The following is a 23,387-nucleotide window of genomic DNA, read 5'->3' as shown; positions in this document are numbered from 1 at the left end:
CCCGGCCCGTTCACCGGACCGGCTCGAGCCGCCGCCGCCTGCGCTGGCGCTCGATCAGGAGGGCCTGCATGTCGTGCAGAGGCTCCCCTTCCGGCCCGGTGGCGTGACGGTCCCAGTGTCCGTCGGGCCGCAGGTGCCACGACGCCGTCGTATCCGACATGGACGTGTCGATGAGCTCGATGAGCTCCGCGATCTGGCCGGGGTCGGAGATCCGGACGAGGGCCTCGACGCGACGGTCCAGGTTGCGGTGCATGAGGTCGGCCGAGCCGATGAGCACCTCGGGCCCGCCCTCCGGACCCTCGCCGATGGCGGGGCCGACCGCGTTGGCGAACGCGAAGATCCGCGAGTGCTCGAGGAAGCGGCCGAGGATGGAGCGCACCCGGATGTTCTCGCTGAGCCCGGGCACGCCGGGGCGCAGGGAGCAGATGCCGCGGACCAGGAGGTCGACCTGCACGCCGGCCTCCGATGCGCGGTACAGCGCATCGGTGATCGTCTCGTCCACGGCTGAGTTGACCTTGATCTTGACCCAGGCCTCGTGCCCGGCGCGGGCGGCCGCCGCCTCGCGGTCGATGCGCTCCACGAGGCCCATGCGGACCGAGCGGGGCGCGACGAGCAGGCGGTGGAACCGTGACTGCGGTGCGTATCCCGAGAGCTGGTTGAACAGCCGCGTCAGGTCCTGGCCCACGTCGGGGTCGCACGTCAGCAGTCCGTGGTCGGTGTAGAGGCGGGCAGTCTTCGGGTTGTAGTTGCCCGTGCCCACGTGGCAGTAGCGCAGGAGCGAGCCATCCGGCTCCTGGCGCACCACGAGCGACAGCTTGCAGTGCGTCTTGAGACCCACGATCCCGTACACGACGTGCACGCCCGCCTGCTCCAGCTTGCGGGCCCAGGAGATGTTCGCCTGCTCGTCGAACCGCGCCTTGATCTCCACGAGAGCCAGGACCTGCTTGCCGGCCTCGGCCGCGTCGATGAGCGCATCCACGATCGGGGAGTCGCCGGACGTGCGGTAGAGCGTCTGCTTGATCGCGAGCACGGCGGGGTCGGCCGCGGCCTGCTGCAGGAAGGTCTGCACGGACGTCGAGAACGAGTCGTACGGGTGGTGCAGGAGGATGTCGCGCCGCCGGATGGCCGCGAAGACGTCCGTGGCCGTGGCGCTCTCCACCTCGGCCAGCTGCCGGTGGGTGGTGGCCAGGAACGGCGGGAAGTGCAACGCGGCGAGGTCGAGGTCCGCGATCAGGTTGAGGCCCGTGAGGTCCAGCAGGGAGGGGAGCGTGTAGACCTCCTCGTCCCGGACGCCGAGCTCGCGCACGATCAGCTCGCGGATGCGCGCGCTGATCCCCTCCGCGATCTCCAGTCGCACCGGCGGGCCGAAGCGGCGTCGCAGCAGCTCCTTCTCCATCGCCTGGAGGAGGTTCTCGGCGTCGTCCTCCTCGACCTCCACGTCCTCGTTGCGGGTCACGCGGAACGCGTGGTGCTCCACAACCTCCATGCCGGGGAACAGATCGTCGAGGTGCTGCCCGATGATCTCCTCGAGCGGCACGAACGACAGCGGCCCGCGCTGCGGGTCTGCCTTGCGTGTGCCGGGGCGCCGGGGCTTGCCCGATGCGTCCACGGCGATGAACCGGGGCAGCAGCGGCGGCACCTTCACGCGGGCGAAGTGCTCCTTGCCCGTGGCGGGGTTCGCGACCACGACGGCCAGGTTGAGCGACAGCCCCGAGATGTACGGGAACGGGTGCGCAGGGTCGACGGCGAGCGGTGTCAGCACCGGGAAGATCTGCTTGCGGAAGAACTTGTGCAGGCGCTCCTGCTCGCGCTGCTCGAGCTCGTCCCAGTGCACCAGCGTGATGCCCTCGGCGGCCAGCTCGGGCTGCACGTGCTCCTGGAACACCATCGCGTGGCGCGTCATCAGCTCGTGCGCGCGCTCGGAGGTGCCGCGCAGAACCTCGCGCGGCGACAGCCCGGAGGCGCTCGTCACGGCGATGCCCGTGGCGATGCGCCGCTTCAGCCCGGCGACGCGCACCATGAAGAACTCGTCCAGGTTCGATGCGAAGATCGCCAGGAACCGCACGCGCTCCAGCAACGGGATCTGCTGGTCCTCCGCGAGCTGCAGCACGCGCTCGTTGAACGCGAGCCAGCTCAGCTCGCGGTCGCCGAAGCGGTCCGCCGGGAGCGGCTCGTGCTCGACCGGGATGGTCGCGTAGCCGCTCGGCTCCTCCTCCGCGATGTGCTCCGCGATGTGCGCGGCCAGGCTCGGTTCCAGCTCGCGGGGTGCGGTGTTGGGCTGTTCCTGCACGACGGCGGTCGCCTCCTCGGTCTCGCGCATCACCCTGTTGGTGATTCCTCCAGGGCCGGTCGCAGGCACGAGAGCACTCGCGATCACGGACCGCGCCGCAGCGGTGCCACGGGCGGCCGACCGCACGAACCGCCCGCGCGCGTCGCGCATCTTCGGGGTGCCGTCTGTTGCGTCCGTCATGCTGCTCATGGTGTCACTGATCGATGAACGCAGGGTGACGATTTCCCACGGATTCGGTCAGGTGCGGGCGTACTGCACGTGCGTCCCCGCACGCTCGAACCCTGCCCGCGCGTACGTGGCGAGGGCAGGTGCGTTGTCGCCCTCGACGTAGAGCACAGCACGGGTCGCTCCGATCCGCGCGAGGTGCGCCAGGCCCGTCGCCGTGAGTGCGCCGCCGAGGCCGCGGCCCTGTGCGGTGGGGTCCACACCGACCGCGTAGATCTCGCCGTCGCGCGCGCCGTCCGGCTGCCCGGGCTCCACCTTCGTCCACAGGAAGGCGACGGGGTCGGCGGTGCTTGGCTGGGCCGTGGTTCCGGCGTCGGGCACGACCAGGAAGAAGCCCTCCGGGTCGAACCACGGCTCTGCCTTGCGCGCCTCGAGGTCTGCCCGCGTGAGACGACCCTGCTCCGGATGGGTCGCGAACGCCCGTGCGTTGACCCGCACCCACGCCTCGTCGTCCGCGCCCGGGACGAACGTGCGGACGGCCAGGCCTTCCGGCATCGCGGGCGGGGTGGCCGTCGTCGTGCCGAGCGGCCGCGCGAGGAGGAGAAGCTCCCGCACGGGCCGGTAGCCCGACTTCTCCGCGAAGGCGCGCGCCTCGGGCAGGTCGCCGTGCGCCCAGACCCGGAGCTGCTTGCCGTGCTGGCCCGGCTCTCCCGAGCGGGCGGGCAGGGTCGCGTCGCGCTCCGCCGTGCGCAGCAGCATGCGGCCGGTGCCGCGGCGGCGGTGCTCCGGGTGGACGACGAGCTCGGCGCTCGCCGTGTCCCCGGACCGGTCGACCTGCACGTATCCGATCGTCTTCCCGTACGGGTCGCGGGCGACGACGTGCGTCAGCCACTCCTCGTCCGCAGCCAGGTTCAGCAGCGGCTGTTCCGACAGGGCGGCGACGCCGTCGTGCTCGGCGGCCGTGTCCGCGAGGGCGCGCACGGCACGACGGGCGTCGTCGTCCAGGGGACCGATCTCGATGGGGGGCGCGAAGTGCACGGCCCCATCCTCCCCCAACCCTGCCGAGGTGGCCGCTCCGTCGGACGGGGCGACCACCTCGGCATCATGGGCTCAGTCCTCCGAGGAGGCCGACGGCGCCGCCAGGCCCGCGGCGATGAGTTCCATCACCGAGGAGTCGGCGAGCGTCGTGGCGTCGCCGACCGCGCGGTTCTCGGCGACGTCGCGCAGGAGGCGGCGCATGATCTTGCCCGACCGCGTCTTGGGCAGCTCGGCCACCACGAGGATCTTGCGCGGCTTCGCGATCGGCCCGATCTCCTTGGCGACGTGGGCTCGGAGCTCCTCCTGCACCTGGGCTGCGCTCTCGGCGTCGGACGCGCGGTGGGCGTGCTCACCGCGCAGGATGACGAACGCGACGACGGCCTGGCCGGTGGTCTCGTCCGACGCGCCGACGACGGCCGCCTCGGCCACGATGTCGTGCGACACCAGCGCGGACTCGATCTCCGTGGTCGACAGGCGGTGACCCGAGACGTTCATGACGTCGTCGACGCGGCCGAGGAGCCAGATGTCGCCGTCCTCGTCCTTCTTCGCCCCGTCGCCGGCGAAGTACAGACCCTCGAAGCGGGCCCAGTAGGTGTCCCGGTAGCGCTCGAGGTCGCCCCAGATGCCGCGGAGCATCGACGGCCACGGCTCGGACAGCACGAGGTACCCGCCGCCGCCGTTCGGCACGGCGTGCGCCTCGTCGTCCACGACCTCTGCCACGATGCCGGGCAGCGGCACCTGGGCCGAGCCGGGCTTGGTCGCGGTGACGCCGGGGAGCGGGCTGATCATGATCGCCCCGGTCTCGGTCTGCCACCACGTGTCCACGATGGGCGCCTCGTCGCCACCGATGACGCGGCGGTACCACATCCACGCCTCGGGGTTGATGGGCTCGCCGACGCTGCCCAGGACGCGCAGGGACGACAGGTCGAACCGGGCCGGGATGTCCTCGCCCCACTTCATGCAGGTGCGGATCGCCGTCGGGGCCGTGTACAGGATGGACACGTTGTACTTCTGGACCAGCTCCCACCAGCGGCCGCGGTGCGGCGTGTCGGGCGTGCCCTCGTAGATGACCTGCGTGGCGCCGTTGAGGAGCGGCCCGTAGACGACGTAGGAGTGGCCGGTGACCCAGCCGATGTCCGCGGTGCACCAGTAGACGTCGGTCTCGGGCTTGAGGTCGAACACGTTCTTGTGGGTGTACGCGGCCTGCGTCAGGTAGCCACCCGTGGTGTGCAGGATGCCCTTGGGCTTCCCCGTGGTCCCCGACGTGTAGAGGATGAACAGCGGGTGCTCGGCCTCGACCCAGACGGGCTCGTGGAACGTGTCCGCGGACTCGAGCGCCTCGTGCCACCACAGGTCGCGGCCCTCGGTCCAGGCGACCTCCTGGTCGGTGCGCTGGACGACCAGCACATGGCGCACCGTCGTCTCGGGCTCCCCCTCGCGCGGCGCGAGGGCCTCGTCGACGGCGGGCTTCAGCGCGGACGCGGCGCCGCGGCGGTAGCCGCCGTCGGCCGTGATGACGAGCGAGGCCTGGGCGTCGGCGATGCGGCTGCGCAGCGCGTCGGCCGAGAAGCCGCCGAACACGACCGAGTGCGGGGCCCCGATGCGCGCGCAGGCCAGCATCGCGACGACGGACTCGACGAGCATCGGCAGGTAGATGACGACGCGGTCGCCCGCGGTGACGCCGAGCGCGGCGAGCGCGTTCGCGGCGCGCGAGACCTCGCGCTGCAGGTCGGCGTACGTGACGGTGCGGGTGTCGCCCGGCTCGCCCTCGAAGTGCAGGGCCACGCGGTCGCCGAGGCCGGCTTCGACGTGGCGGTCCACGGCGTTGTAGGCGGCGTTGAGCCGCCCGTCGGCGAACCACCGGGCGACGGGGGCGCCGCTCCAGTCGAGCGTCTCCGTGAACGGCGTGTGCCAGCTGACGAGGTCGCGCGCCTGCTCCGCCCAGAACTCCAGGCGGTCGGCCTTCGCGTCGTCGTACAGCGCAGGCTGCGCGTTCGCCTGCGCCGCGAACTCGGCGCTCGGCGGGAAGCTGCGTGTCTCGTGCAGGAGGTTCTCGAGGCTCGGGCTGCCCGACGTGTGCGTCGGCTGGGTGTCTGTCACGGCGACCTCCGGTGCGCGTCTTCGCGAATTGTCGAGGCAGGGTTTGCTAGGAGTCCTGCCTTGGTGGAGCGTACTCCTCGTGACAGCGGTCACAGGCCTCCGTCACAGATTGAGACGGTACCGCCTCTTTGCGCGCCGGCGAAGCCCGCATGACGCGACGCGGTGCTGCCGCGGAACAAGCGGGGCGTCCCCTGGCGTTGCGGACGGACGTGACCCGGCTCTTCGAACCGATGACCCTCCGCGGGCTGACGATCCCCAACCGCGTGTGGCTCGCGCCGATGTGCCAGTACTCCGCCGTGGACGGCGTGCCGGACGACTGGCACCTGGTCCACCTCGGCGCCCGGGCCGCGGGCGGCTTCGGCCTCGTGCTCACCGAGGCGACCGCGGTGGCTCCCGAGGGCCGGATCTCGCCCCAGGACACGGGCCTGTGGAACGAGGAGCAGACGACCGCGTGGCGGCGCGTCGTGGACTTCGTCCACGCCCGCGGCGCACGCATCGGCGTCCAGCTCCAGCACGCGGGCCGCAAGGCGTCGGTGTACCGCCCGTGGTCGCCGGACCAGGGCAGCGTCCCGGTGCCCGACGGCGGGTGGGTCACCTCGGGCCCGTCGGCTTCGGCTCACCCGGGGCTCGCCGCGCCGGTCGCGCTGTCGCGTGAGGACGTGGCCGCGATCCCCGGGCTGTTCGCCGGCGCCGCCCGGCGGGCGCACGCCGCCGGCTTCGACGTGGTGGAGCTGCATGCCGCGCACGGCTACCTGCTCCACCAGTTCCTGTCGCCGCTCGCGAACGAGCGGACCGACGAGTACGGCGGGTCCCTCGAGAACCGAGCCCGGCTGCTGGTCGAGACCGCGGAGGCCGTCCGCGCCGTCTGGCCGGAGGACCTGCCGCTGTTCGTGCGCGTCTCCGCGACGGACTGGCAAGAGGGCGGGCTGACCGTCGACGAGGTGGCGGCCGTCGCGAAGTCGCTGGTGGCGTACGGCGTGGACCTCGTGGACGTGTCGTCCGGCGGGGTGGCGCCGGCGTCGATCCCTCTCGGCCCGGGCTATCAGGTCCCGCTCGCACGACGGGTGCGCCAGGAGGCGGGGCTGCCGGTGAGCGCCGTGGGGCTGATCACGTCGCCGCAGCAGGCCGAGCAGGTGCTCGTGGAGGGCTCGGCCGACGCCGTCATGATCGCGCGGGAGGCGCTGCGTGACCCGCACTGGCCGCTGCGCGCGGCGCGGGAGCTGGGCGTCGCCGTCGGGACCTCTCATGCGCCGGCCGACGGGCCTTCATGGCAGCCGCAGTACGAACGGGCGGCCTGGCGGTAGTCTTCCGCGTTCTCGCGTGTGCGCCCGGAATGCCGGGTGTATCGATTCGCCGCGTGGTCGGGCCCGTCGCGCTCCTTGTCGCGAACCAGGCGGGCTCGGGGCCCGACCACCACGGTGGCGAGATCTCTCTTACGAGTACGGCACCCGGGAGTTTGCCTCATGCCGGATGCCGCTCTCGCCAGCGGGACGGTGGTGATCAGGCGCTTCGTGTTCGCCAGGCTGGCCGAAGCCAAGCCGACGTGTCCTGGGTGCGGACCTCCAACGCGTGGGTGCCCACCGTCCATTGTGGTGCTGTGGTGTCCATCACAGCGTGTCCTCAATGCATGCGCAACGGCTGTCCGGAAATCTTCACAATTATGCCCGTGATGTCAATTCCTGTCGCGTTCTGCGTTCAGCACGAAAATCTTCTGCCAGATCTTCCGTGACATTCCAACAGTTAGCGTTTCTATGGTGGAGACAGTGTCGAGGACGACCGAGTCGCGGGACTCCTCGGCGCACAGCGCCGCCGTCTTGCCCACAAGACTGAGAAGTTCTGAACAGTACTCGAGGTAGTACTCGAGCTCGTCCGGCGAGAGATCCATCACCGGGCTCGCCTCCGTGCGGTGAAATGACCCGCGCAGCCGCTCCGGGTCTTTCGTGAGCTGATGCATGTCGATGATGTGCGCCAGGGACCGCAGCCGGTGCAGCAGCTCCAGCACGCTGCTCCGCTGGAGCCGCTCCGGCGCCGAGTAGAGAACCGCCACCGCGATCGCCACGAACACCGCGTCGTTGACCGTGCTCTCCACCAGCGGCACCCAGTCCAGCCCGTCGGGCCGGTCCGTGAATGCCGCGTGCGCCGCGAAGGCCAGCGCGACGGCGGCCAGAGTGACGATCGCCGTCACGAGCACGCGCGAGATGTCGCGGACCAGCCGCAGCCGACGCCGCTGGCGCCGCGCCGTCGCCGCGACCTCCGCCGTCAGGGCGGCGAGCTCCCGGGCGACGCTGTGCAGGCCGCGCTCCGGGAACCGCGCGCCGATGCGGTCCGTCAGGCGCAGGGCCGTCTCCAGGACCGGTTGCGCCACAAGCTTGTCGAACGACGTCGTCACGGCGAGCAGCGTAGAGGGGTATGGCCCGGTGCTGGGGCGGCCCTCAAAGGGGGCGCACGTACTGGCGGCACGTGTGCACCCGGGCGAAGCGGGCGCGCATCTCAGCCTCCCGCTCGACCGGCGCGTGCAGGAACGCGGTCACCAGCGGGCCGACGCCGTCGGGCACGGCGAAGCCGTCGGCAGCGTCCTCCCAGCCCTTGTAGACGTGCAGGTACCGGAAGCGCTCCGTGAAGCCCGATCGCCGGTACCACGCGTTCGCCGCTGTGTCCTCCCGGGTCCAGGCGTCGAGCTCGGTCGCGCCGAGCCCCTGGATGCGCGGCAGCGCGGCGGACAGGAGGGCCGATGCGATGCCGCGCCGCGCGTGGTCGGGGTGGACGGCGATCGTGTCGATCGTCGCGTGGCTGCCGTCGACCTCGATGTCGAGAATGCCTGCGATCGAGCCCGTGAGGGGTAGTTCGCCGTCGGCGACGGGTGCCTCCGCGACTGCCTCCGCGACGAGCAGGACGGCCGGCAGGTCGAACGTGGTGCGGCGGGTCTTGACGTCGTCGAAGTACTGCGTTCCGAGGAAGGACAGGATACGGCAGCGCAACCAGCCGACCTCGTCGGTGGGGGTGTAGGGGCGCACGAAGAAGGCCATGGGCAGTTCCGATCGTCGAAGGGTGCAAGACGCGGCGGCGCCACGTCGGGGCTGCTCAGTTCGACGACACGTGCGGAATCTGGCACGGCACGGCGCTGGGAGCCAGTGGATTTCGTGGGGTGTTGTCAGAGCTCCCACAGCGCGGAGATCGGCAGCCCCCACAGATTGCTGGAGTACTGGTATCCCGTGGCAGATGTCCCCAGCACGATTCCGCCCGCAAACCTGTTGCCGGCCCGTGCGGCCAGCTTGCTCAGACCGGCGAAATAGTCGCTCTTGTAGGCGCCGTTCGACGTGATCTCGATGCCAAGGACGCGACCATCGTGCATCTGGACGATCGCGTCAACTTCCAGGCCGTCCCGGTCTCGGAAGTGGAACAGGTCGTACTCCGTGTCACTCCACAGCGCCTGCTTCCGAAGCTCGGAGATCACCAGCCCTTCGAGCAGTGGACCCAGGTGCTCGCCCCCGGTCGGCCGGACCAACTGAGTCTTTGAAATAGGTCCAAGCCGCATCGCGAGTGCGGAGTCCGTGACCGAGACCTTGTGGCGACCGACCTCACGGTGCGTCAGGTTGGGTGTCCATGGGGGCAGGGTCTCGACCAGGTAGAGAGTCTCGAGGAGGTCCAGATAGGTGGTGATCGACGTCGCCGGGATGTGGGCCTGCTGTGCGACGCGGTTCTTGACGAGCTCGCCCGATTGATTCGCGGCCACAAGCCGCAGAACGGACAGGAGCCGCACCGGGTCGACCTCGCGCACATCCCGTGCGTCGCGCTGGACGATGCGCGCCAGATAGCTGTCGATCCAGGAACCTCGTGCTCGGTCGGAGACGGTGAGCGTCTCGGGGTAGCCGCCCGCCGCAAGCGCTTGTGCATAGCGCTCGCGGTCCCAGGTGGTGTTGAAGTCCTGTGCGCGCCCGTCTCCGTCGATGAACTGGTTGACGAAGGAGTCGACGAAACGCTCCACCCTTCCCGAGATCTCCCCTTGGCTGAGACTGCGCAGGCGGACGGTGTGAGCCCGTCCGGCGAGGCTGTCAGGGGTGCGCTCGAGCCGGAGCAGATCGGCAGAGCCGGTGAGTACGAACCGTCCCGGTCGGCGATCCCGGTCGATCGCGGCCTTGACGGGCAGGATGAGTTCGGGAGCACGCTGGACCTCGTCGATCACAAGAGTCCGATCGGGCGCTTGCTCCACGAACTGCCTGGGGTCTGCGAGGGCTGCGGCCAGCGTCTCGTCGTCGTCGAGGGTCACCTCGAGCGCAGGCGTGCCGTCGACCAGCATGTGCGCGAACGTGCTCTTGCCGACCTGCCGTGCTCCCTCTATGACGAGGGCCGGAAAAGTCCTGAGAAGCTCGCCCGCCCAGGCGAGTCCGTGACGTGCGATGAGGCCTTCCACGGAATGAGCATAATGCATTGTGGCATTTCCGCTCGTAGGTTTGCGGTTATCCGTTCGTAGGTTCGCGGTGCTACAGACGTAGGTTCGCGGTGTTTCTCAGGTACGTTCGCGGGCATTTCCTGGGGCGAGCCGACGCCGGTTCGCGTCGATCAGGCGCGTCGATCAGGCGCGACGCGACCGCCGTCGGATGCCGCGCCACACCAGCCAGGCGGCGACCGCCAGTGCGACCGTCCCGACGACGGCGATGACGGGGACCGGCTTGATCGTCGGCCGCAGCGCCACAGGCCGGCTGAAGGTCAGCGTGCTCCAGCCCTTCTCCGCAGCCAGCCGTCGCAGATTACGGTCCGGGTTCACGACGTACGAGTGGCCCACGGTGCCGAGCATCGGTGAGTCCGTGATCGAGTCCGAGTACGCATAGCTCGCCGCGAGGTCGTAGCCCTCGCGCAGGGCCAGGTCTCGAATCGCGGCCGCCTTGTTCTCGCCGTACGCGTAGTAGTCGATCCCGCCCGTGTACCTGCCGTCAGCCACGGCCATGCGGGTCGAGATGGCGTGGTCGGCACCCAGGACCGCGGCGATGGGCTCGACGAGCTCGGCGCCCGACGCGGAGACCACCACGACCTCGTGGCCCAGCCCGTGGTGCTCGGCGATCAGCTCCACCGCCTCCGCGTACACGTACGGGTCGACGAGCTCGTGGACCGTCTCCGCGACGATCTGCTGCACCTTCTCCACGTCCCAGCCGGTGACGAGCGCGCTCAGGTGTGCCCGCATGCGCTCCGTCTGGTCGGCGTCGGCGCTGCCGAGCATGAACACGAAGTGCGCGTAGGCGCTGCGCAGCACGTCGCCCCGGGTGATGAGACCGCCGGCGTAGAACGGGCGGGAGAACGCCGCCGTCGAGCTCGTCGCGATGATGGTCTTGTCGAGGTCGAAGAAAGCCGCGACCTTCCCTGCCGGGGACCCCGCCGGCCGGCTCGTGCGGTGCTGCGCCTCGGTCACGGGGTCGAGCCTAGCGGCGCTCGGTGACACGACGACGGACCCTCCCCGCGGGCGGGTTCGTCCTGCTGGTCGGCAGCCCGTCGCGACGGCGCCGTGCGCCGTCGTCCCCGACCACATTTCCGTACGGACGCTCCCTGTACACAGGTCCGACGTCGCTGCCCGCGCGGGGTGCGCCGTCTCGTCCAGCCTGGTCGCAGGACCCGGGCGGACGACCCGGGAAGAGACCGGGAGGACGCATGGTCGAGGCGAGGGGCACCGCCCTGGAGACCGAGGGCCGGGTCATCGGCGTCGTCGGTGCCTGCGGGGGCGCGGGGGCGTCCGTGGTCGCCGCGGCGGTGGCGCACGGGCTGCGCAGGGCGGGCGAACGGACCACGCTCGTGGACCTCGACGCGCAGGCGCCCGGCATCGAGATGATGCTCGGCACGGAGGACGCGGCGGGAGCGCGGTGGCCGGACCTCGTGGCGGCGCGCGGCGAGGTCGACGGTGTGAGCCTCGTCGCCGCACTGCCGCGCTGGGGCGTGGTGCCGGTGCTCAGCGGCACGCGGGAGCCTGGGCCGCCTGAGGGCGACGTCGTGCTCGACGTGTGCACGGGTCTGGTCCGGTGCGGCGAGACCGTGGTGCTCGACCTCCCCCGGCCCGGTGCCTGGGGAGCGGCGACGCAGACGTCGGACGGCAGCGGCGACGGGCGGGCCGTGCGCGCCCTGGTCGCAGGCTCGGACGTGATGCTGCTCGTCGTGCCGCTCCGGCTTCCTGCTGCTGTGGGCGCCGCCGCCGCGCGCGACGCCCTGCTCGCCGCGGGGGCTGCGGACGTGCGGGTCGTCGTGCGCGGGCCGGCGCCGGGTCGGGTCGACCCGGACGACCTGAGCGCGGTGCTCGGACTCCCGGTCGCCGCGGTCCTCGGGCGAGACGGCTGGCTCGCCTCCGCCGTGGAGCGCGGGGACGGCCCGCCCATGGGTCGGCGTAGCGTGCTCGGCCGGTTCGCGCTCGAGCTGGCGGGAGTGCTGTGAGCCGCGGAGCCTTTGCCGAGCCGCTGGTTCGTGTCGACGGCGAGCTCCTCGACAGCATCCGCGCCCGGATGCTGGCCGGTGTGGCCGGTGGTGAGGTCCCTGGCGGACCGGACGCCGCCGTGCGCGCCGCGGTCCGGGACAGCGGCCGGCTGCTCGGCAGCTCAGCGCTGCACGACCTCTCGCGCGCCGCATGCGCCGAGCTCGTCGGGGCGGGGCCGCTGCAGCCGCTTCTCGACGACCCCACGGTGACGGATGTGCTGGTCAACGGCCCAGATGATGTCTGGGTCGACCGGGGTGGAGGTCTCGAGCGCGCCGGGCTGGACCTGGGCACGCCCGCGGACGTGCGCGGGCTCGCGGTGCGGCTCGCCGCCCTCGGCGGCCGGCGGCTCGACGACGCGGTTCCCACGGTCGACGCCAGGCTGCCGGACGGGACACGCCTGCACGCGGTTCTCGAACCGCTCGCGGAGTCGGGTGCCCTCCTGTCCCTCCGCACCCTTCGGCTGAGGGCCTTCACGCTCGACGAGCTCGTCGAGCGCAGGGCGCTGCCGCCCGAGTGGACCGGCCTGGTGCAAGCCCTCGTCGTGCGCCGCGCGAACGTGCTCGTCTCGGGCGGGACCGGAACCGGCAAGACGACGCTGCTCGCGGCGCTCCTCTCCCTCGTCCCGCCCGACGAGCGGGTGATCACCGTCGAGGAGTCGCGCGAGCTCGTGCCCACCCACCCCCACGTCGTCCCGCTCACCACCCGCCGGGCGAACGTCGAGGGTGCCGGCGCAGTCGACCTTGCCGAGCTGGTCCGCAACGCGCTGCGCATGAGGCCGGACCGGATCGTGCTCGGCGAGTGCCGGGGTGCGGAGGTCCGGGAGGTGCTCATGGCGATGAACACCGGGCACGACGGCGGGCTCGCGACCTTGCACGCCAACGCGGTCGGGGTCGTGCCCGCGCGGCTCGAGGCCCTGGCCGCGCTCGCCGGGATGCCGCGCGAAGCCGTCGCCGCACAGGCCGCCGGCGGGCTCGACGTGGTGCTGCACCTGCGCCGGGAACAAGGGACGCGGTTCCTTGCCGAGGTCGGTCTCGTCGGCCGGGACGCGCAGGGCGAGCTCGAGGTGCGGACCGCCGCACGGTGGGACGGACGGGGGCCGTTCGGCGTGGACGGCGCCACCTGGGATGAGCTGGCGAGGAGGTTCGGGCCATGGTGAGGGACCTGCCCGCAGACCTGGGGCCGGCCGGGGTCGGGGTGCTGGTCGCAGGGGCGGCGTGGCTCGTCCTCGCTCGTGGCGGGCGGCGGCTGCGACGCGCGGCCGAGGAGACCCGGTCGATTGTGCCGGCCGGGCCTGTGGCGCCTCCGCGGCTGCAGCTCCGGCCGACCGCCAGGGCCGGCGGGCCGGCACGACGGGCCTCCGGCGAGCCCGTGCGGGTCGTCGTCCTCCAGGTCGTCGCGCTGCTCAGGGCCGGTGCGCCGCCGGGCGCGGCCTGGGCCCGGGCGGTGGGGGTTCCTGTCGCACCGACAGGCGTGCCCGACGCCGGTGCCCTGGCCCGGGTGCTCGGCCCCGCCCACGCGCGAGCCGTCGTGGCGGCGACCCGGCTGGCGCTCGACGTCGGGGCGCCTCTCGGCGACGTGCTCGAGTCCGTCGCCGGTGCCCTTGCGAACGAGCAGGAGGCCCGCGGGGAGCGGGCGGCCGCGCTCGCCGGTCCGCGGTCGACCGTGCGGGTGCTGACCTGGCTGCCGGCGGTCGGCGCGCTGCTCGGCTGGGCCCTCGGGGCCGACCCGCTGAGTACGGCGACCGACGGCGGCATCGGCACGGCGTCCGTCGTGCTCGGGGGAGCGTTCCTGGCTGCCGGGCACCTGTGGACGCGCCGGCTCGTCGCGCTCGCCGCCGGGCGTGACCGGGAGGACGGTCTCGACGTCCAGGTGCTGCTGGAGCTGCTGGCGGCCGCGACCCGTGCCGGGTCCGGCCTGCCCCGGGCGTTGCAGGCGACCGGTGCCGCGGTCGGCGGGGCCGACGGGACCGTTCTGGCGCGCGCGGCCGACGCGCTTGTGCTCGGCGCCCGGTGGGACACCGCGTGGCAGGGCGCGCCGGCGCGGCTCGACCCGGTGCGTCAGGCGCTGCGTGGTGCGTGGGTCGACGGCGCGGCGCCCGGCGGGGCCCTCCGGGCCGCCGGGGAGGGCGCGCGGCAGGAGGGCCGGGCGGCCACCCGGACCGCGGCCGCACGGCTCGCCGTGCGGCTCGTGCTGCCGCTCGGCGCCTGCTACCTGCCGGCGTTCGTGCTGGTCGGGATCGTGCCGGTGCTGCTGGCACTCGGCGTCGGCCTGCTCGCCGGCTGACGCACGGTCCGGCTCCGGCGCCGCAAGGCACCCGGCCGACCGACCGGGACGTGGCCCGCGACCGCGAGCTGCGGAAGGACAGGCTCGGCGCACGCCGGGCCGTATGACGAGCCCACGGAACGTGGGCCGAACCAAGGAGGAGACATGACGACGACCATCACCTGCCCTGAGCCGGAGCGCGGCCCGGCCGGACCCCTGCGCCGCCCGGCGCCCCGCGACATGCTGCACGGGATCCTGCGGGACGTCAGGCGCGCGGCGTCCCGCAGGGTGCCGCGCGAGGTGCCGGGCGAGGCAGCAGGTCTCGCCCGGAGCGCCGCGGCCCCTGTCCGCCGGCTCGACCCGGAGGCCGGTCTGGCGACCGCCGAGTACGCCCTCGCGACCGTCGCCGCGGCGGGCTTCGCGGGACTGCTCATCGCGCTGCTCAGGAGCGGCGAGGTGCAGGCGATGCTGGCCGGCATCATCCGCACGGCGCTCTCGGTGGGATGACCGTGCGCGGGAGGAGCGAACGGGGTGCCGTGACCGTCGAGCTGGCGGTCGGGCTGCCCGCGGTGGTGCTCGTCCTCGCTGCGGTGCTCACGCTCGCGGCCGCGTCCACGGCGCAGATGCGCGCCCAGGACGCGGCCCGGGTGGGGGCCCGGGCGGTGGCGATCGGTGAGCCGGACGCGGTGGTGGCCGCGGCGGTCACGCGCGTGGGCGGTGCGGAGGCTCGGCTCACCGTCAGCCGTGACGGCGAGTGGGTGCGCGTGACGGTCACCCGGCCTGTCGCGGGCGCGGGAATCCCGTTGCGGGCGTCCGGCTCGGCGGTCGCTTGGGCAGAGCCGTGACGAGCCGGGTCGCTGCCTGCCGGTCGGGCGAGCGCGGCGCCCGCCTCGGCGAGCGCGGCGCCGGGACGGTGCTCGTGCTCGGGGTCGTGGCAGTCGCGCTGCTGCTCGGGCTGGGGCTGGCCGTGCTCGGGGCGGCGCAGGCGGCGCGCGGCGCTGCCCAGGCGGCTGCCGATCTCGGGGCGCTCGCCGGGGCCACAGCGCTGCGCGACGGCTTCGACGCCTGCGTCACGGCGCAGGAGGTGGTGCGGAGGAGCGGTTCCCGCCTCGTCTCGTGCGAGCCCGGCGGTGGCGGCACCGTGCGGGTGGTCGCCGCGCGGGCTGCCGGCCTACAGACGCCGGGCCCGTGGGCGGGCGTCCTGGGCGAGGCCCGCGCGGCGGCCCGGGCGGGCCCCCGCCAGGTGCCATGATCCGGGCCGCCTCTGCTGCCTGTGTCGCCCGGGCCGCCCGTGCGCTCAGGCGTTGCGCACGTCGATCGACCCGTCGTCGGCGAGGTGCAGCCGGCGCGGGTCGAGGTCGGCGAGCTCGAGGGCTGCCTCGAGCGCCATCCGCGGCACGTCGGTCCACCACGCGGGGAGCCAGCGGTGCTCGCGGAAGGCGTCCAGGATGGGTCCTGGCGGCACCCGACGAGTCGTGATGTCACTCATGGACTGGCATTTTCGCAGGTCAGGGACCCTTCGGGGAAGCGTTGACCGCGGCCCTACCGCTCGCTGACCTCCCCCTCGACGAGGGTGCGACGGAAGAAGGACACGGCTGCCTCGCCCATCCGCGCCCGGGCGTCGCGGTCGGCGTTACGGACGGGGAAGAAGTCTTGGTGGCGCACTCGCGGCCCGATCTGGTGCCCGGTGATGCCCGGCACCAGGTCGAGATACGGCCGCACGTCGGTGGCCAGCGGCGTGACCCGGTCGGCGCCGCCCCACCAGGTCTCGACCGGCAGGTTGATCGTCGCGAGGCTGGACTTGTCCACGATCGAGCCGAGCGGTGCGACCTGGAACACCGAGGAGACGCGGGAGTCCGTCATGTCGGAGGCTGAGTCGGCTGCGAAGGCGATGAGCTCGGCGAAGGTGTACTTGTTCTGGACGATCTCGAGGACCCCGGGGTACTCGGGGATCTTGGCGAACGGGATGCGGCCGGTGAAGATGCCGCCGATGATCCGGCGGTCCAGGCGCGCGCCCGCCAGGGCGGCAGCCGCGTAGGCGCCGGCCGAGAACCCGGCCGCGCCGACGGCGCCGAGCGGGCCGTTGCCCTCCAGGAGGTCGAGGGCGACCCGCAGGTCACGTGCCCTCTCCCAGGGAAAGATGAAGCCTTCGGGCTCGTAGCCCACGGCGGTGCTCGCCCCGTGATGGTCCACCGCCGCGACCCGAAAGCCGGCAGCGACAAGGGGATCGACGAGCCAGTCCATGGCGGCGACGGAGCCGCCGGCCCCGTGTGAGACGACGACGGTGGGCGCGGTCCGGTCGAACGAGTCCCGATCCCAGAGGGTCACGCGGACGGGGCGTGGTGCGGAGGAGTCGGAGAAGGATCGTCGGGATTCGTCGTTGTGGACAGTGACCTGCGGCGATGCCAGTTCGACGCTCATGCCATCAGCCTAGGCAAACATGCACCTAAGATGGAATAAAGGTGCATAACTCTTCACCTTGTGGATGGGTGAGTCGTGTCACTCGGGAGCGTGCGCCAGGACGGCGTCAAGCAGCCGCACGGCGGCGGCCTTGTCGAGCGGCGAGTTGTAGCTGCCGCACTTGGGGGACTGTACGCACGCCGGGCAGCCCTCGGCGCAGGAGCACGCCGCGATCGCCTCCCGTGTCGCCCGGAGCCAGGTCGCCCCCAGCTCGAAGCCACGCTCCGCGAACCCCGCCCCGCCCGGGTACCCGTCGTACACGAACACGGTCGCCTGCCCCGTGTCGGCGTGCAGCTCGGTGGACACGCCGCCCAGGTCCCAGCGGTCGCAGGTGGCCAGGAGCGGGAGCAGGCCGATCGACGCGTGCTCGGCCGCGTGCAGCGCGCCGGGCGTCTCCTCGGCGGTCACGCCCGCGGCCCGCAGCACGAAGTCGGGGACGGTCCACCACACCGCCGTCGTCCTGAGTGTGTGCGACGGCAGGTCGAGGGCCTCGGTGCCGAGCACCTGCATGTCCGGGAGCCGACGACGCTGGAAGCTCACCACCTGCGACGTCACCTCGACGGGGCCGAGCCCCCACGCGACCGGGCCCCAGTCCCGCTCGACCACGGGCCGGGACGAGCCCTCCTCGTCGGGCGAGATCGCGATCTCCATGACCTCCCGCGACCAGGTCCCGTGGTCCACGTCGCGCCGCACGACGAGCGCCACGTGGTCTTCGAGGTCGAGCCGGTCCACCACATAGGTGACGCCCTGGTGCACGTACACGGCCCCGTCGTGCACCTGCCCGTCGGCGGAGCCCGCGTCGACGGTGCCGAGCAGCCGCCCCGTCACAGCCTCGACCACGCGCACCGGTGAGCCGCCGGCACCGCGCAGGTCCGTGAGGCCCGACGCCGGCTGCGCGTGGGTCCAGTACCAGCCGGTCGAGCGGCGGCGGAGCGCGCCCCGCGCGACGAGCACCTCGAGGATGTCGCGCACCACGGCGGGCTCGCCGAACGCCCCGAGGTCCTCGGACCGGAGCGGCACCTCCTGCGCCGCCGCGCACAGGTGCGGGGCCAGCACGTACGGGTTCGCGGGGTCGAAGACCGTCGCCTCGAGCGGCGCCTCGAACACGGCCTCCGGGTGCTGCACCAGGTAGGTGTCGAGCGGGTCCTCGCGCGCGACGAAGGCGACGAGACCGTCGGCTCCCGCCCGGCCCGCGCGGCCGGCCTGCTGCCACAGCGACATGCGCGTACCGGGCCAGCCCGCCATGAGCACCGCGTCGAGGCCCGAGATGTCGACGCCGAGCTCGAGCGCGTTCGTCGTCGCCAGGCCGAGCAGCTCGCCGGTGCGCAGGGCGCGCTCCAGCTCGCGCCGCTCCTCAGGCAGGTACCCGCCGCGGTAGGCGGCGACGCGGCCGGCGAGGGCGGGCGCAGCGCGCCGAAGGTGGTCCCGCGTCTGCGTGGCGACCGACTCGGCACCGCGGCGGCTGCGCGTGAACGCGAGGGTCCGCGCGCCGTGGGCCGCCAGGTCGGCAAGCAGGTCGGCGACCTCGGCGGTCGCGGAGCGGCGCGGGTGGGCGGCGCCGCCCTTCTCGGTCGCGACGAGGGGTGCGTCGCCCGGCTGCGCCTGCACCTCCTCCTCGGGCTCGGCCCGCCGCCAGCCCGCCACCTCGGGCGGCTGCCAGAGCGCGAACGTCCGCCGCCCCGAGGGCGACGTGTCCCGGGTGACGGCCACGACGTCGTCGGGCAGCGCGCCGACGAGCCGTGCCGCGCTGACCGCCGGCTCCGCCGTCGTGGCCGACGCGACCACGAACGTCGGCGCGCCCGGCCCGTAGTGCGCCGCGAGGCGCGCCAGCCGGCGCAGCACGAGCGACACGTGCGCGCCGAAGACCCCGCGGTACGCATGCCCCTCGTCCACGACGACGTACCGCAGCCCCCGGAGCAGCCGGGCCCACCGGCGATGGTTCGGCAGGAGCGAGAAGTGCAGGAAGTCGGGGTTGGTGAGCACGACGTCGGCGTGCTCCTGCACCCAGGTGCGCTCCTCGCGCGGTGTGTCGCCGTCGCAGGTGGCGACGCGCAGGTCGCGCGTGCCCGCCGCGTCCAGGAGGCCCTGGAGGGAGTGGAGCTGGTCCGCCGCGAGCGCCTTCGTCGGCGACAGGTAGATCACGGTGCCGCGCCGGGCCGAGGTCTCGATCCGCCCAGGGTCGACCGTCGCCGCCGCGACGTCCGCCCGGACCGACGTCAGCGCCGGTAGCCAGAACGCCAGCGACTTGCCCGAGCCGGTCGACGTCGCCAGCGCCACATGCCGTCGCGCCCAGGCCGCCTCGGCTGCCTCGACCTGGTGCACCCACGGCCGGTCGACGCCGAGCTTGCGGTATCCCGCCACGATCGCGGCGTCGGCCCAGACCGGCCAGTCAGCCAACGCGGCCTCGCGCGCAGGCAGCACCCGGACATGGGTGAGGCGGTCCTCGCGCGTCCCGCCGGCCAGCAGGACGTCGAGGAGCGGGTGGGTGACGTCGACGGACACCTCGAAAGTGTCCCACCGCCCGCCGGGACGCCGGTCTTCGGGCCGGTCAGGGCTCCCAGCGGTCCGCCAGGCGACGGGCCAGATCCGCCGGGCTGTACGACGTCGCCGCTGTTCCCGCGTCGTGCCCCGCCGCCGCGCGCCCCGCCGCCAGGCCCTCCACGTAGCCGACCGCATAGGTCGTCACCGGGGCCGCAGGCCGGGCGACGGCGTGCGCGGCGTCGCGGGCCAGGTCGAGCACCGCCTGCACGTCCACCGTGCCCGGGGCGAGGCCGAGCTCGGCCTCGAGTGCCTCGGTCCAGCGCTGTACGTCGCTCATGCGTCCTCCACGGTGTCCGATGCAGTGTCCGAAGCGGCGCCCGGTGCGGCGTCGGGTGCCGCGACCCCGAGCCGGGCGGCGTCGGCCCAGGTGTCGACGTCGTCGGCGAGGCCACCCGGGTCGGGGACCTCCAGGAACGCCAGCCCCCCGACGAGCCCCCGGACCGACGCGCCGTGCACGCCGCCCGTCTCCGCGCGGAGCGCGTTCAGCCGCTCCACCAGCACGCCCCGACGGTAGAGGCCGACGAGCCATTGCGCCCGCCCGGCGCTCGTCAGGTGGGCGCCGGGCGGTGCCTGCGGCTCCTGCGCGACGGCGCGGAGGAGCAGCGGCACGGCCGCGGCCGCCCGGGGCACGTCGACGGCGAGGACCAGCACCCAGGGGGCGGCGCCGGCGTCGGGCAGCGCGGCGAGGCCCGCGGCCAGGCCGGCGACCGGCCCGCCGAACGGCGGGTCCTCGCGGGTCGTCACGACCCGGTCCGCGAGGCCGGGCCGCAGGTCCTCCGGTCCGACGACGGCCACCCGCCGCGCGCCCTCCGCCGCTCCGAGCGCGCGGTCGAGGAGCGAGCCGCCGTCGGTGCGGAGGCCGGGCTTGGGCGTGCCGCCGAGCCGGGAGGCGCGACCCCCGGCGAGGATCACGGCGTCGAACGCCAAGTCATCCACGGGGTGCCCCGTGCAGCAGGACCCGGACCACGTCCCCGGGCCCGACCTTCTCGACGTCCGCCGCCACGACCGCCAGGCCGTCGGAGCCGGCCAGCGTGGACACGAGGTGACCGCCGCCGCCGCCGCCGGACGCCACGAGCACCGGCTCGACCTCGCCCGTGGGCAGCACCCGGACCGGCAGCACCTGCTCGCGCCCCGGCGGGCTGGTCCACCCCGAGGCGGTCCGCCGGTGCTCGAACGCGAGCCCCGGCACGGCGAGCCCGCGCAGCCGCGCGATCGCGGGCCGCACGAACAGCGCGAACGACACGTACGCGCTCACCGGGTTGCCCGGCACCGCGATCCACGGCACGCCGCGCAGGCGGGCGAGCGCCTGGGGACGGCCGGGCTGCATCCCGACCCCGGCGACGTCCACGTCGCTCACGGCGGCGTCCTGACCGAGAGCGAGGACCTCGCGCACCACGTCCGCGGCGCCGGCCGAGACGCCGCCGGCGGTCACGATCAGGTCCGCCCCCGCGCCCGCCGCCTGGTCGAGGGTGGCGCGCAGGGCGTCGGCAGAGTCCGGCACGGGGCCGAGGCGCAGCACGTCCGAGCCGGTGGCCCGGGCTGCGGCGGCGAGCATGAGCGAGTTCGAGTCGGTGATCTGCCCGGGCCTGCGGGGCATCCCGGCGGGGACCAGCTCGGACCCCGTCGCGATCACGGCCACGCGGGGCCGCCGGTGCACCCGCACCGCGGCGAGGCCCGACGCCGCCAGGGCCGCCACGACCGTCGCCGTCGCCTCGGCCCCGGCGTGGCCGAGCACCGTCCCGGGTTCGACGTCCTCGCCCCGCCGGCGTACGTGCAGCCGGGCCTGGCGCGCGAGCGTCACCGTGGTCTCGTCCGCGGACGCGCCCGCGACGAAGCGCCCCGTCGACGTCCGCTCCACCGGGACGACGGCGTCCGCGCCGGGCGGCAGGGGCGCCCCGGTCATGATCCGCACGGCTTCGCCGGGCCCCAGCCGCGCCCCGGAGCCGGCGGCCGCCGGGATCTCGCCGGTGACGCGCAGGGTGACGGGTTCGCCGGACAGCGGGAGGTCGGCCAGGCGGACGGCGTAGCCGTCCATCGCGGAGTTGTCGAAGGGGGGTACGGCGTCGGCCGCGACGGCGTCCTCGGCGAGCACGGGCGGAGGGCCGTCCACCAGTTCTGCGAGCCCGGCGGCCACTGCCGGCAGCGGTGCGACCAGCGCGAGCACGCGCTCGACGTGCTCGGTGATGCTGCGCAGCGCGGGGGCCATGGAACCACGCTAGGCGCGGGATGTTCGGTTGGCGTTGCGCGGTCCTCACAGGAGTCGAATCCACCCTGTGAGGGCTCGACGTCAAGTCTCTTGACGTCGAGAGACCCCTCGGCCAGGATCGCACCCGTGAGACTCCACCGGGTCGAGGTCCTGTCGCCGGTGTGACACGCGTCACGATCGCACGCGGCGCGGGGCCGGCTCCGCACCCGCCCGCGTCGCGGGCGCCGGCCCGGCCGGGGGCGCGTCCTCGCACGTCATGTCTCGGAGTCCGGCCTGGGGCGCGCAGAGCGCATCCGCTGATCGCCCTCACAGCGGGGCCCCGAGGCCTGTGCGTTCTTCCTTACGGTCGATTAACTGCGCCATGACGGGCCTGGAAACACCGAATACTTAGCGTTCACCTCACCGGTCCGACGTTGGGCCGGCCCAGGAACCCGGCGCCCGCCGGGGGCCAGGCCAGCCCGGCGTCAGTCGGGCCTACGCCCAGGGAGGACGCCCCCATGTCCGCTCGGACCACGCAAGACGAGCCCACGAACGCCTCGAGCCCCGTCGAGGCTCAGGCTGTCGCCACCCCCACTGCGACTGCGACCACCACCGCGCACCGGCACCGCACCGGCCGCTGGATCGAGCACTGGGACCCCGAGGATGAGACCCTCTGGCACGACGGCGGCAAGAAGATCGCCCGCCGCAACCTGATCGCCTCGATCTTCGCGGAGTTCCTCGGCTTCGCGGCGTGGGCCCTCTGGTCGATCGTCGTGCCCCAGCTGCCGGCCGCCGGCTTCACGCTCACCGTCGACCAGATGTTCTGGCTCATCGCGGTCCCGAGCCTCGTCGGTGCCACGCTCCGCATCCCCTACACGTTCGCGGTGCCCGTCTTCGGCGGCCGCAACTGGACGATCGTCTCGGCGCTGCTGCTCCTGCTGCCGGTCAGCGCGCTCGCCGTCGTGGTGCAGAACCCGCAGACCCCCTTCCCGGTGATGCTCGGCGTCGCGGCGCTCGCCGGCCTCGGCGGCGGCAACTTCGCCTCGTCGATGGCCAACATCTCGTTCTTCTACCCGGAGAAGGAGAAGGGCGCGGCGCTCGGCTGGAACGCCGCGGGCGGCAACCTCGGAACCGCGGCCGTGCAGCTCGTGGTCCCGCTGGTCATCGTCACCGCCGCGGGCGTCTCGCTCGAGCGTGCCGGCCTGATCTTCATCCCGTTCGTGCTGCTCGCCGCGATCCTGGCGTGGCGCTACATGGACAACCTGAGCACTGCGAAGGCTGACCCCCGGTCCTTCGCCGTCGCGGTCCGTGACCGCCACACGTGGATCATCTCCTTCATCTACATCGGCACCTTCGGCTCGTTCATCGGGTTCTCCGGCGCGTTCCCGACGCTGCTCAAGGGCCAGTTCCCGGAGATGACCCTCTCGATCGCCTTCATGGGTGCCCTCGTGGGCTCCGTGTCGCGGCCGCTCGGCGGCATCCTCTCCGACAAGATCGGCGGCGTCCGTGTCACCATCAGCGCCTTCGCCGTGATGACGATCGGCACCCTCGGCGCGATCTACGCGCTCGGCTCCCACAGCTTCCCCCTGTTCTTCGGCTCCTTCCTGCTGCTGTTCGTCGCGACCGGCATCGGCAACGGGTCCGTCTACCGCATGATCCCGGCGGTCTTCCGGGTCTCGGGCGGCACGCTGAAGGCCGCCGCCGGCTGCATCGGCATCGCCGGTGCGGTGGGTGCGTTCGGAGGCTTCCTGATCCCGCGCGGGTTCGCGATGTCCACCACGGCGTACGGGTCGCTCGTGCCGGCGCTGTACGTGTTCATCGGGGCGTACGTGGTCATGGCCGCCGTCACGTGGTTCGTCTACGGGCGCGGCGCGATGCACGCTGCCCGGGTCTGA

At 73.3% G+C, this 23,387-nt stretch carries 21 protein-coding genes; 8 read left to right on the top strand and 13 right to left on the bottom strand.

The annotated features are described in order from the left end of the window. Positions 1 to 10 precede the first annotated feature (10 nt). From L1785_RS01280 to acs, 3 genes are all read right to left on the bottom strand, one after another. A complete protein-coding gene (locus L1785_RS01280) occupies positions 11 to 2,320 on the bottom strand; it encodes an RNA degradosome polyphosphate kinase (protein ID WP_372461771.1) in 2,310 nt (769 codons plus the stop codon). A gap of 207 nt (positions 2,321 to 2,527) precedes the next feature. Beyond that, the gene (mshD, locus tag L1785_RS01275; protein WP_236087295.1) at positions 2,528 to 3,493 is read right to left on the bottom strand and encodes a mycothiol synthase; all 966 of its coding nucleotides are present in this window, start codon (positions 3,491 to 3,493) and stop codon (positions 2,528 to 2,530) included. A gap of 72 nt (positions 3,494 to 3,565) precedes the next feature. Next, positions 3,566 to 5,593, bottom strand: a complete 2,028-nt coding sequence (acs, locus tag L1785_RS01270; protein ID WP_236087294.1) for an acetate--CoA ligase — start codon at positions 5,591 to 5,593, stop codon at positions 3,566 to 3,568. 209 nt (positions 5,594 to 5,802) lie between these two features. On the opposite strand from acs, the gene L1785_RS01265 reads away from it, so the two are divergent. Then, positions 5,803 to 6,897: an NADH:flavin oxidoreductase/NADH oxidase gene (locus L1785_RS01265; RefSeq protein WP_236087339.1), complete on the top strand. Its 1,095-nt coding sequence runs from the start codon at positions 5,803 to 5,805 to the stop codon at positions 6,895 to 6,897. Positions 6,898 to 7,265: 368 nt separating this feature from the next. Here L1785_RS01265 and L1785_RS01260 read toward each other — a convergent pair whose 3' ends face one another. The 4 genes from L1785_RS01260 to L1785_RS01245 form a co-directional block, all read right to left on the bottom strand. Next, positions 7,266 to 7,982, bottom strand: coding sequence for a hypothetical protein (locus L1785_RS01260; RefSeq protein ID WP_236087293.1), 717 nt, complete (start codon positions 7,980 to 7,982; stop codon positions 7,266 to 7,268). 43 nt (positions 7,983 to 8,025) lie between these two features. Further along, the gene (locus L1785_RS01255) at positions 8,026 to 8,619 is read right to left on the bottom strand and encodes a GNAT family N-acetyltransferase (protein ID WP_236087292.1); all 594 of its coding nucleotides are present in this window, start codon (positions 8,617 to 8,619) and stop codon (positions 8,026 to 8,028) included. A 125-nt stretch (positions 8,620 to 8,744) separates the two neighbouring features. Beyond that, complete coding sequence (locus tag L1785_RS01250) at positions 8,745 to 10,004, bottom strand: ATP-binding protein (RefSeq protein ID WP_236087291.1); 1,260 nt, start codon at positions 10,002 to 10,004, stop codon at positions 8,745 to 8,747. 162 nt (positions 10,005 to 10,166) lie between these two features. Beyond that, positions 10,167 to 10,997, bottom strand: a complete 831-nt coding sequence (locus tag L1785_RS01245; RefSeq protein ID WP_236087290.1) for an HAD family hydrolase — start codon at positions 10,995 to 10,997, stop codon at positions 10,167 to 10,169. 236 nt (positions 10,998 to 11,233) lie between these two features. Between L1785_RS01245 and L1785_RS01240 the strand changes: the two genes are divergently transcribed. The 6 genes from L1785_RS01240 to L1785_RS01215 all read left to right on the top strand — a co-directional run bounded on the left by L1785_RS01240 (position 11,234) and on the right by L1785_RS01215 (position 15,558). Further along, positions 11,234 to 12,004 (top strand): P-loop NTPase, encoded by a 771-nt coding sequence (locus tag L1785_RS01240; protein ID WP_236087289.1) that lies wholly within the window; start codon positions 11,234 to 11,236, stop codon positions 12,002 to 12,004. Between the two features lie 68 nt (positions 12,005 to 12,072). Next, entirely contained in the window at positions 12,073 to 13,200 is a 1,128-nt protein-coding gene (locus tag L1785_RS01235; RefSeq protein ID WP_236087338.1) for a TadA family conjugal transfer-associated ATPase, read from the top strand. Beyond that, positions 13,194 to 14,327 (top strand): type II secretion system F family protein, encoded by a 1,134-nt coding sequence (locus L1785_RS01230; protein WP_236087288.1) that lies wholly within the window; start codon positions 13,194 to 13,196, stop codon positions 14,325 to 14,327. Before L1785_RS01235 ends, L1785_RS01230 begins: the two co-directional genes overlap by 7 nt. 144 nt (positions 14,328 to 14,471) lie before the next feature. Next, positions 14,472 to 14,813, top strand: a complete 342-nt coding sequence (locus tag L1785_RS01225; RefSeq protein ID WP_236087287.1) for a DUF4244 domain-containing protein — start codon at positions 14,472 to 14,474, stop codon at positions 14,811 to 14,813. A gap of 29 nt (positions 14,814 to 14,842) precedes the next feature. Beyond that, positions 14,843 to 15,151: a TadE family type IV pilus minor pilin gene (locus L1785_RS01220; protein ID WP_236087286.1), complete on the top strand. Its 309-nt coding sequence runs from the start codon at positions 14,843 to 14,845 to the stop codon at positions 15,149 to 15,151. After that, positions 15,148 to 15,558: an Rv3654c family TadE-like protein gene (locus tag L1785_RS01215; RefSeq protein WP_236087285.1), complete on the top strand. Its 411-nt coding sequence runs from the start codon at positions 15,148 to 15,150 to the stop codon at positions 15,556 to 15,558. The genes L1785_RS01220 and L1785_RS01215 overlap by 4 nt, the downstream gene beginning before the upstream one ends. Positions 15,559 to 15,603: 45 nt before the next feature. Here L1785_RS01215 and L1785_RS01210 read toward each other — a convergent pair whose 3' ends face one another. The 6 genes from L1785_RS01210 to L1785_RS01185 all read right to left on the bottom strand — a co-directional run bounded on the left by L1785_RS01210 (position 15,604) and on the right by L1785_RS01185 (position 21,513). Beyond that, positions 15,604 to 15,795, bottom strand: coding sequence for a hypothetical protein (locus tag L1785_RS01210; protein WP_236087284.1), 192 nt, complete (start codon positions 15,793 to 15,795; stop codon positions 15,604 to 15,606). Between the two features lie 53 nt (positions 15,796 to 15,848). Next, positions 15,849 to 16,727: an alpha/beta hydrolase family protein gene (locus L1785_RS01205; protein ID WP_236087283.1), complete on the bottom strand. Its 879-nt coding sequence runs from the start codon at positions 16,725 to 16,727 to the stop codon at positions 15,849 to 15,851. 78 nt (positions 16,728 to 16,805) lie between these two features. After that, entirely contained in the window at positions 16,806 to 19,268 is a 2,463-nt protein-coding gene (gene sftH / locus L1785_RS01200; RefSeq protein WP_236087282.1) for a DEAD/DEAH box helicase, read from the bottom strand. A gap of 46 nt (positions 19,269 to 19,314) precedes the next feature. Next, the gene (locus L1785_RS01195; RefSeq protein ID WP_236087281.1) at positions 19,315 to 19,584 is read right to left on the bottom strand and encodes a DUF6457 domain-containing protein; all 270 of its coding nucleotides are present in this window, start codon (positions 19,582 to 19,584) and stop codon (positions 19,315 to 19,317) included. After that, positions 19,581 to 20,243, bottom strand: coding sequence for a molybdenum cofactor guanylyltransferase (mobA, locus tag L1785_RS01190; RefSeq protein ID WP_236087280.1), 663 nt, complete (start codon positions 20,241 to 20,243; stop codon positions 19,581 to 19,583). Before mobA ends, L1785_RS01195 begins: the two co-directional genes overlap by 4 nt. Next, positions 20,236 to 21,513, bottom strand: coding sequence for a molybdopterin molybdotransferase MoeA (locus L1785_RS01185; protein WP_236087279.1), 1,278 nt, complete (start codon positions 21,511 to 21,513; stop codon positions 20,236 to 20,238). The genes mobA and L1785_RS01185 overlap by 8 nt, the downstream gene beginning before the upstream one ends. A gap of 497 nt (positions 21,514 to 22,010) precedes the next feature. On the opposite strand from L1785_RS01185, the gene L1785_RS01180 reads away from it, so the two are divergent. Further along, complete coding sequence (locus L1785_RS01180; protein WP_236087278.1) at positions 22,011 to 23,387, top strand: MFS transporter; 1,377 nt, start codon at positions 22,011 to 22,013, stop codon at positions 23,385 to 23,387.

Source organism: Antribacter soli, assembly GCF_021568775.1.
Lineage (GTDB): Bacteria > Actinomycetota > Actinomycetes > Actinomycetales > Cellulomonadaceae > Antribacter > Antribacter soli.
The sequence above is the reverse complement of the archived record's forward strand: the minus strand, read 5'-3'. Positions and strand labels throughout refer to the sequence as shown.

What these genes read in the sequence shown, in the direction of transcription:
- L1785_RS01225 (WP_236087287.1), top strand. Translation starts at nt 14,472, where the DNA reads ATGACGACGACCATCACCTGCCCTGAGCCGGAGCGCGGCCCGGCCGGA.
- L1785_RS01205 (WP_236087283.1), bottom strand. Translation starts at nt 16,727, where the DNA reads ATGAGCGTCGAACTGGCATCGCCGCAGGTCACTGTCCACAACGACGAA.
- L1785_RS01280 (WP_372461771.1), bottom strand. Translation starts at nt 2,320, where the DNA reads ATGCGCGAGACCGAGGAGGCGACCGCCGTCGTGCAGGAACAGCCCAAC.
- L1785_RS01235 (WP_236087338.1), top strand. Translation starts at nt 12,073, where the DNA reads ATGCTGGCCGGTGTGGCCGGTGGTGAGGTCCCTGGCGGACCGGACGCC.
- L1785_RS01210 (WP_236087284.1), bottom strand. Translation starts at nt 15,795, where the DNA reads ATGAGTGACATCACGACTCGTCGGGTGCCGCCAGGACCCATCCTGGAC.
- L1785_RS01180 (WP_236087278.1), top strand. Translation starts at nt 22,011, where the DNA reads ATGTCCGCTCGGACCACGCAAGACGAGCCCACGAACGCCTCGAGCCCC.
- L1785_RS01185 (WP_236087279.1), bottom strand. Translation starts at nt 21,513, where the DNA reads ATGGCCCCCGCGCTGCGCAGCATCACCGAGCACGTCGAGCGCGTGCTC.
- L1785_RS01230 (WP_236087288.1), top strand. Translation starts at nt 13,194, where the DNA reads ATGGTGAGGGACCTGCCCGCAGACCTGGGGCCGGCCGGGGTCGGGGTG.
- L1785_RS01255 (WP_236087292.1), bottom strand. Translation starts at nt 8,619, where the DNA reads ATGGCCTTCTTCGTGCGCCCCTACACCCCCACCGACGAGGTCGGCTGG.
- L1785_RS01240 (WP_236087289.1), top strand. Translation starts at nt 11,234, where the DNA reads ATGGTCGAGGCGAGGGGCACCGCCCTGGAGACCGAGGGCCGGGTCATC.
- L1785_RS01195 (WP_236087281.1), bottom strand. Translation starts at nt 19,584, where the DNA reads ATGAGCGACGTACAGCGCTGGACCGAGGCACTCGAGGCCGAGCTCGGC.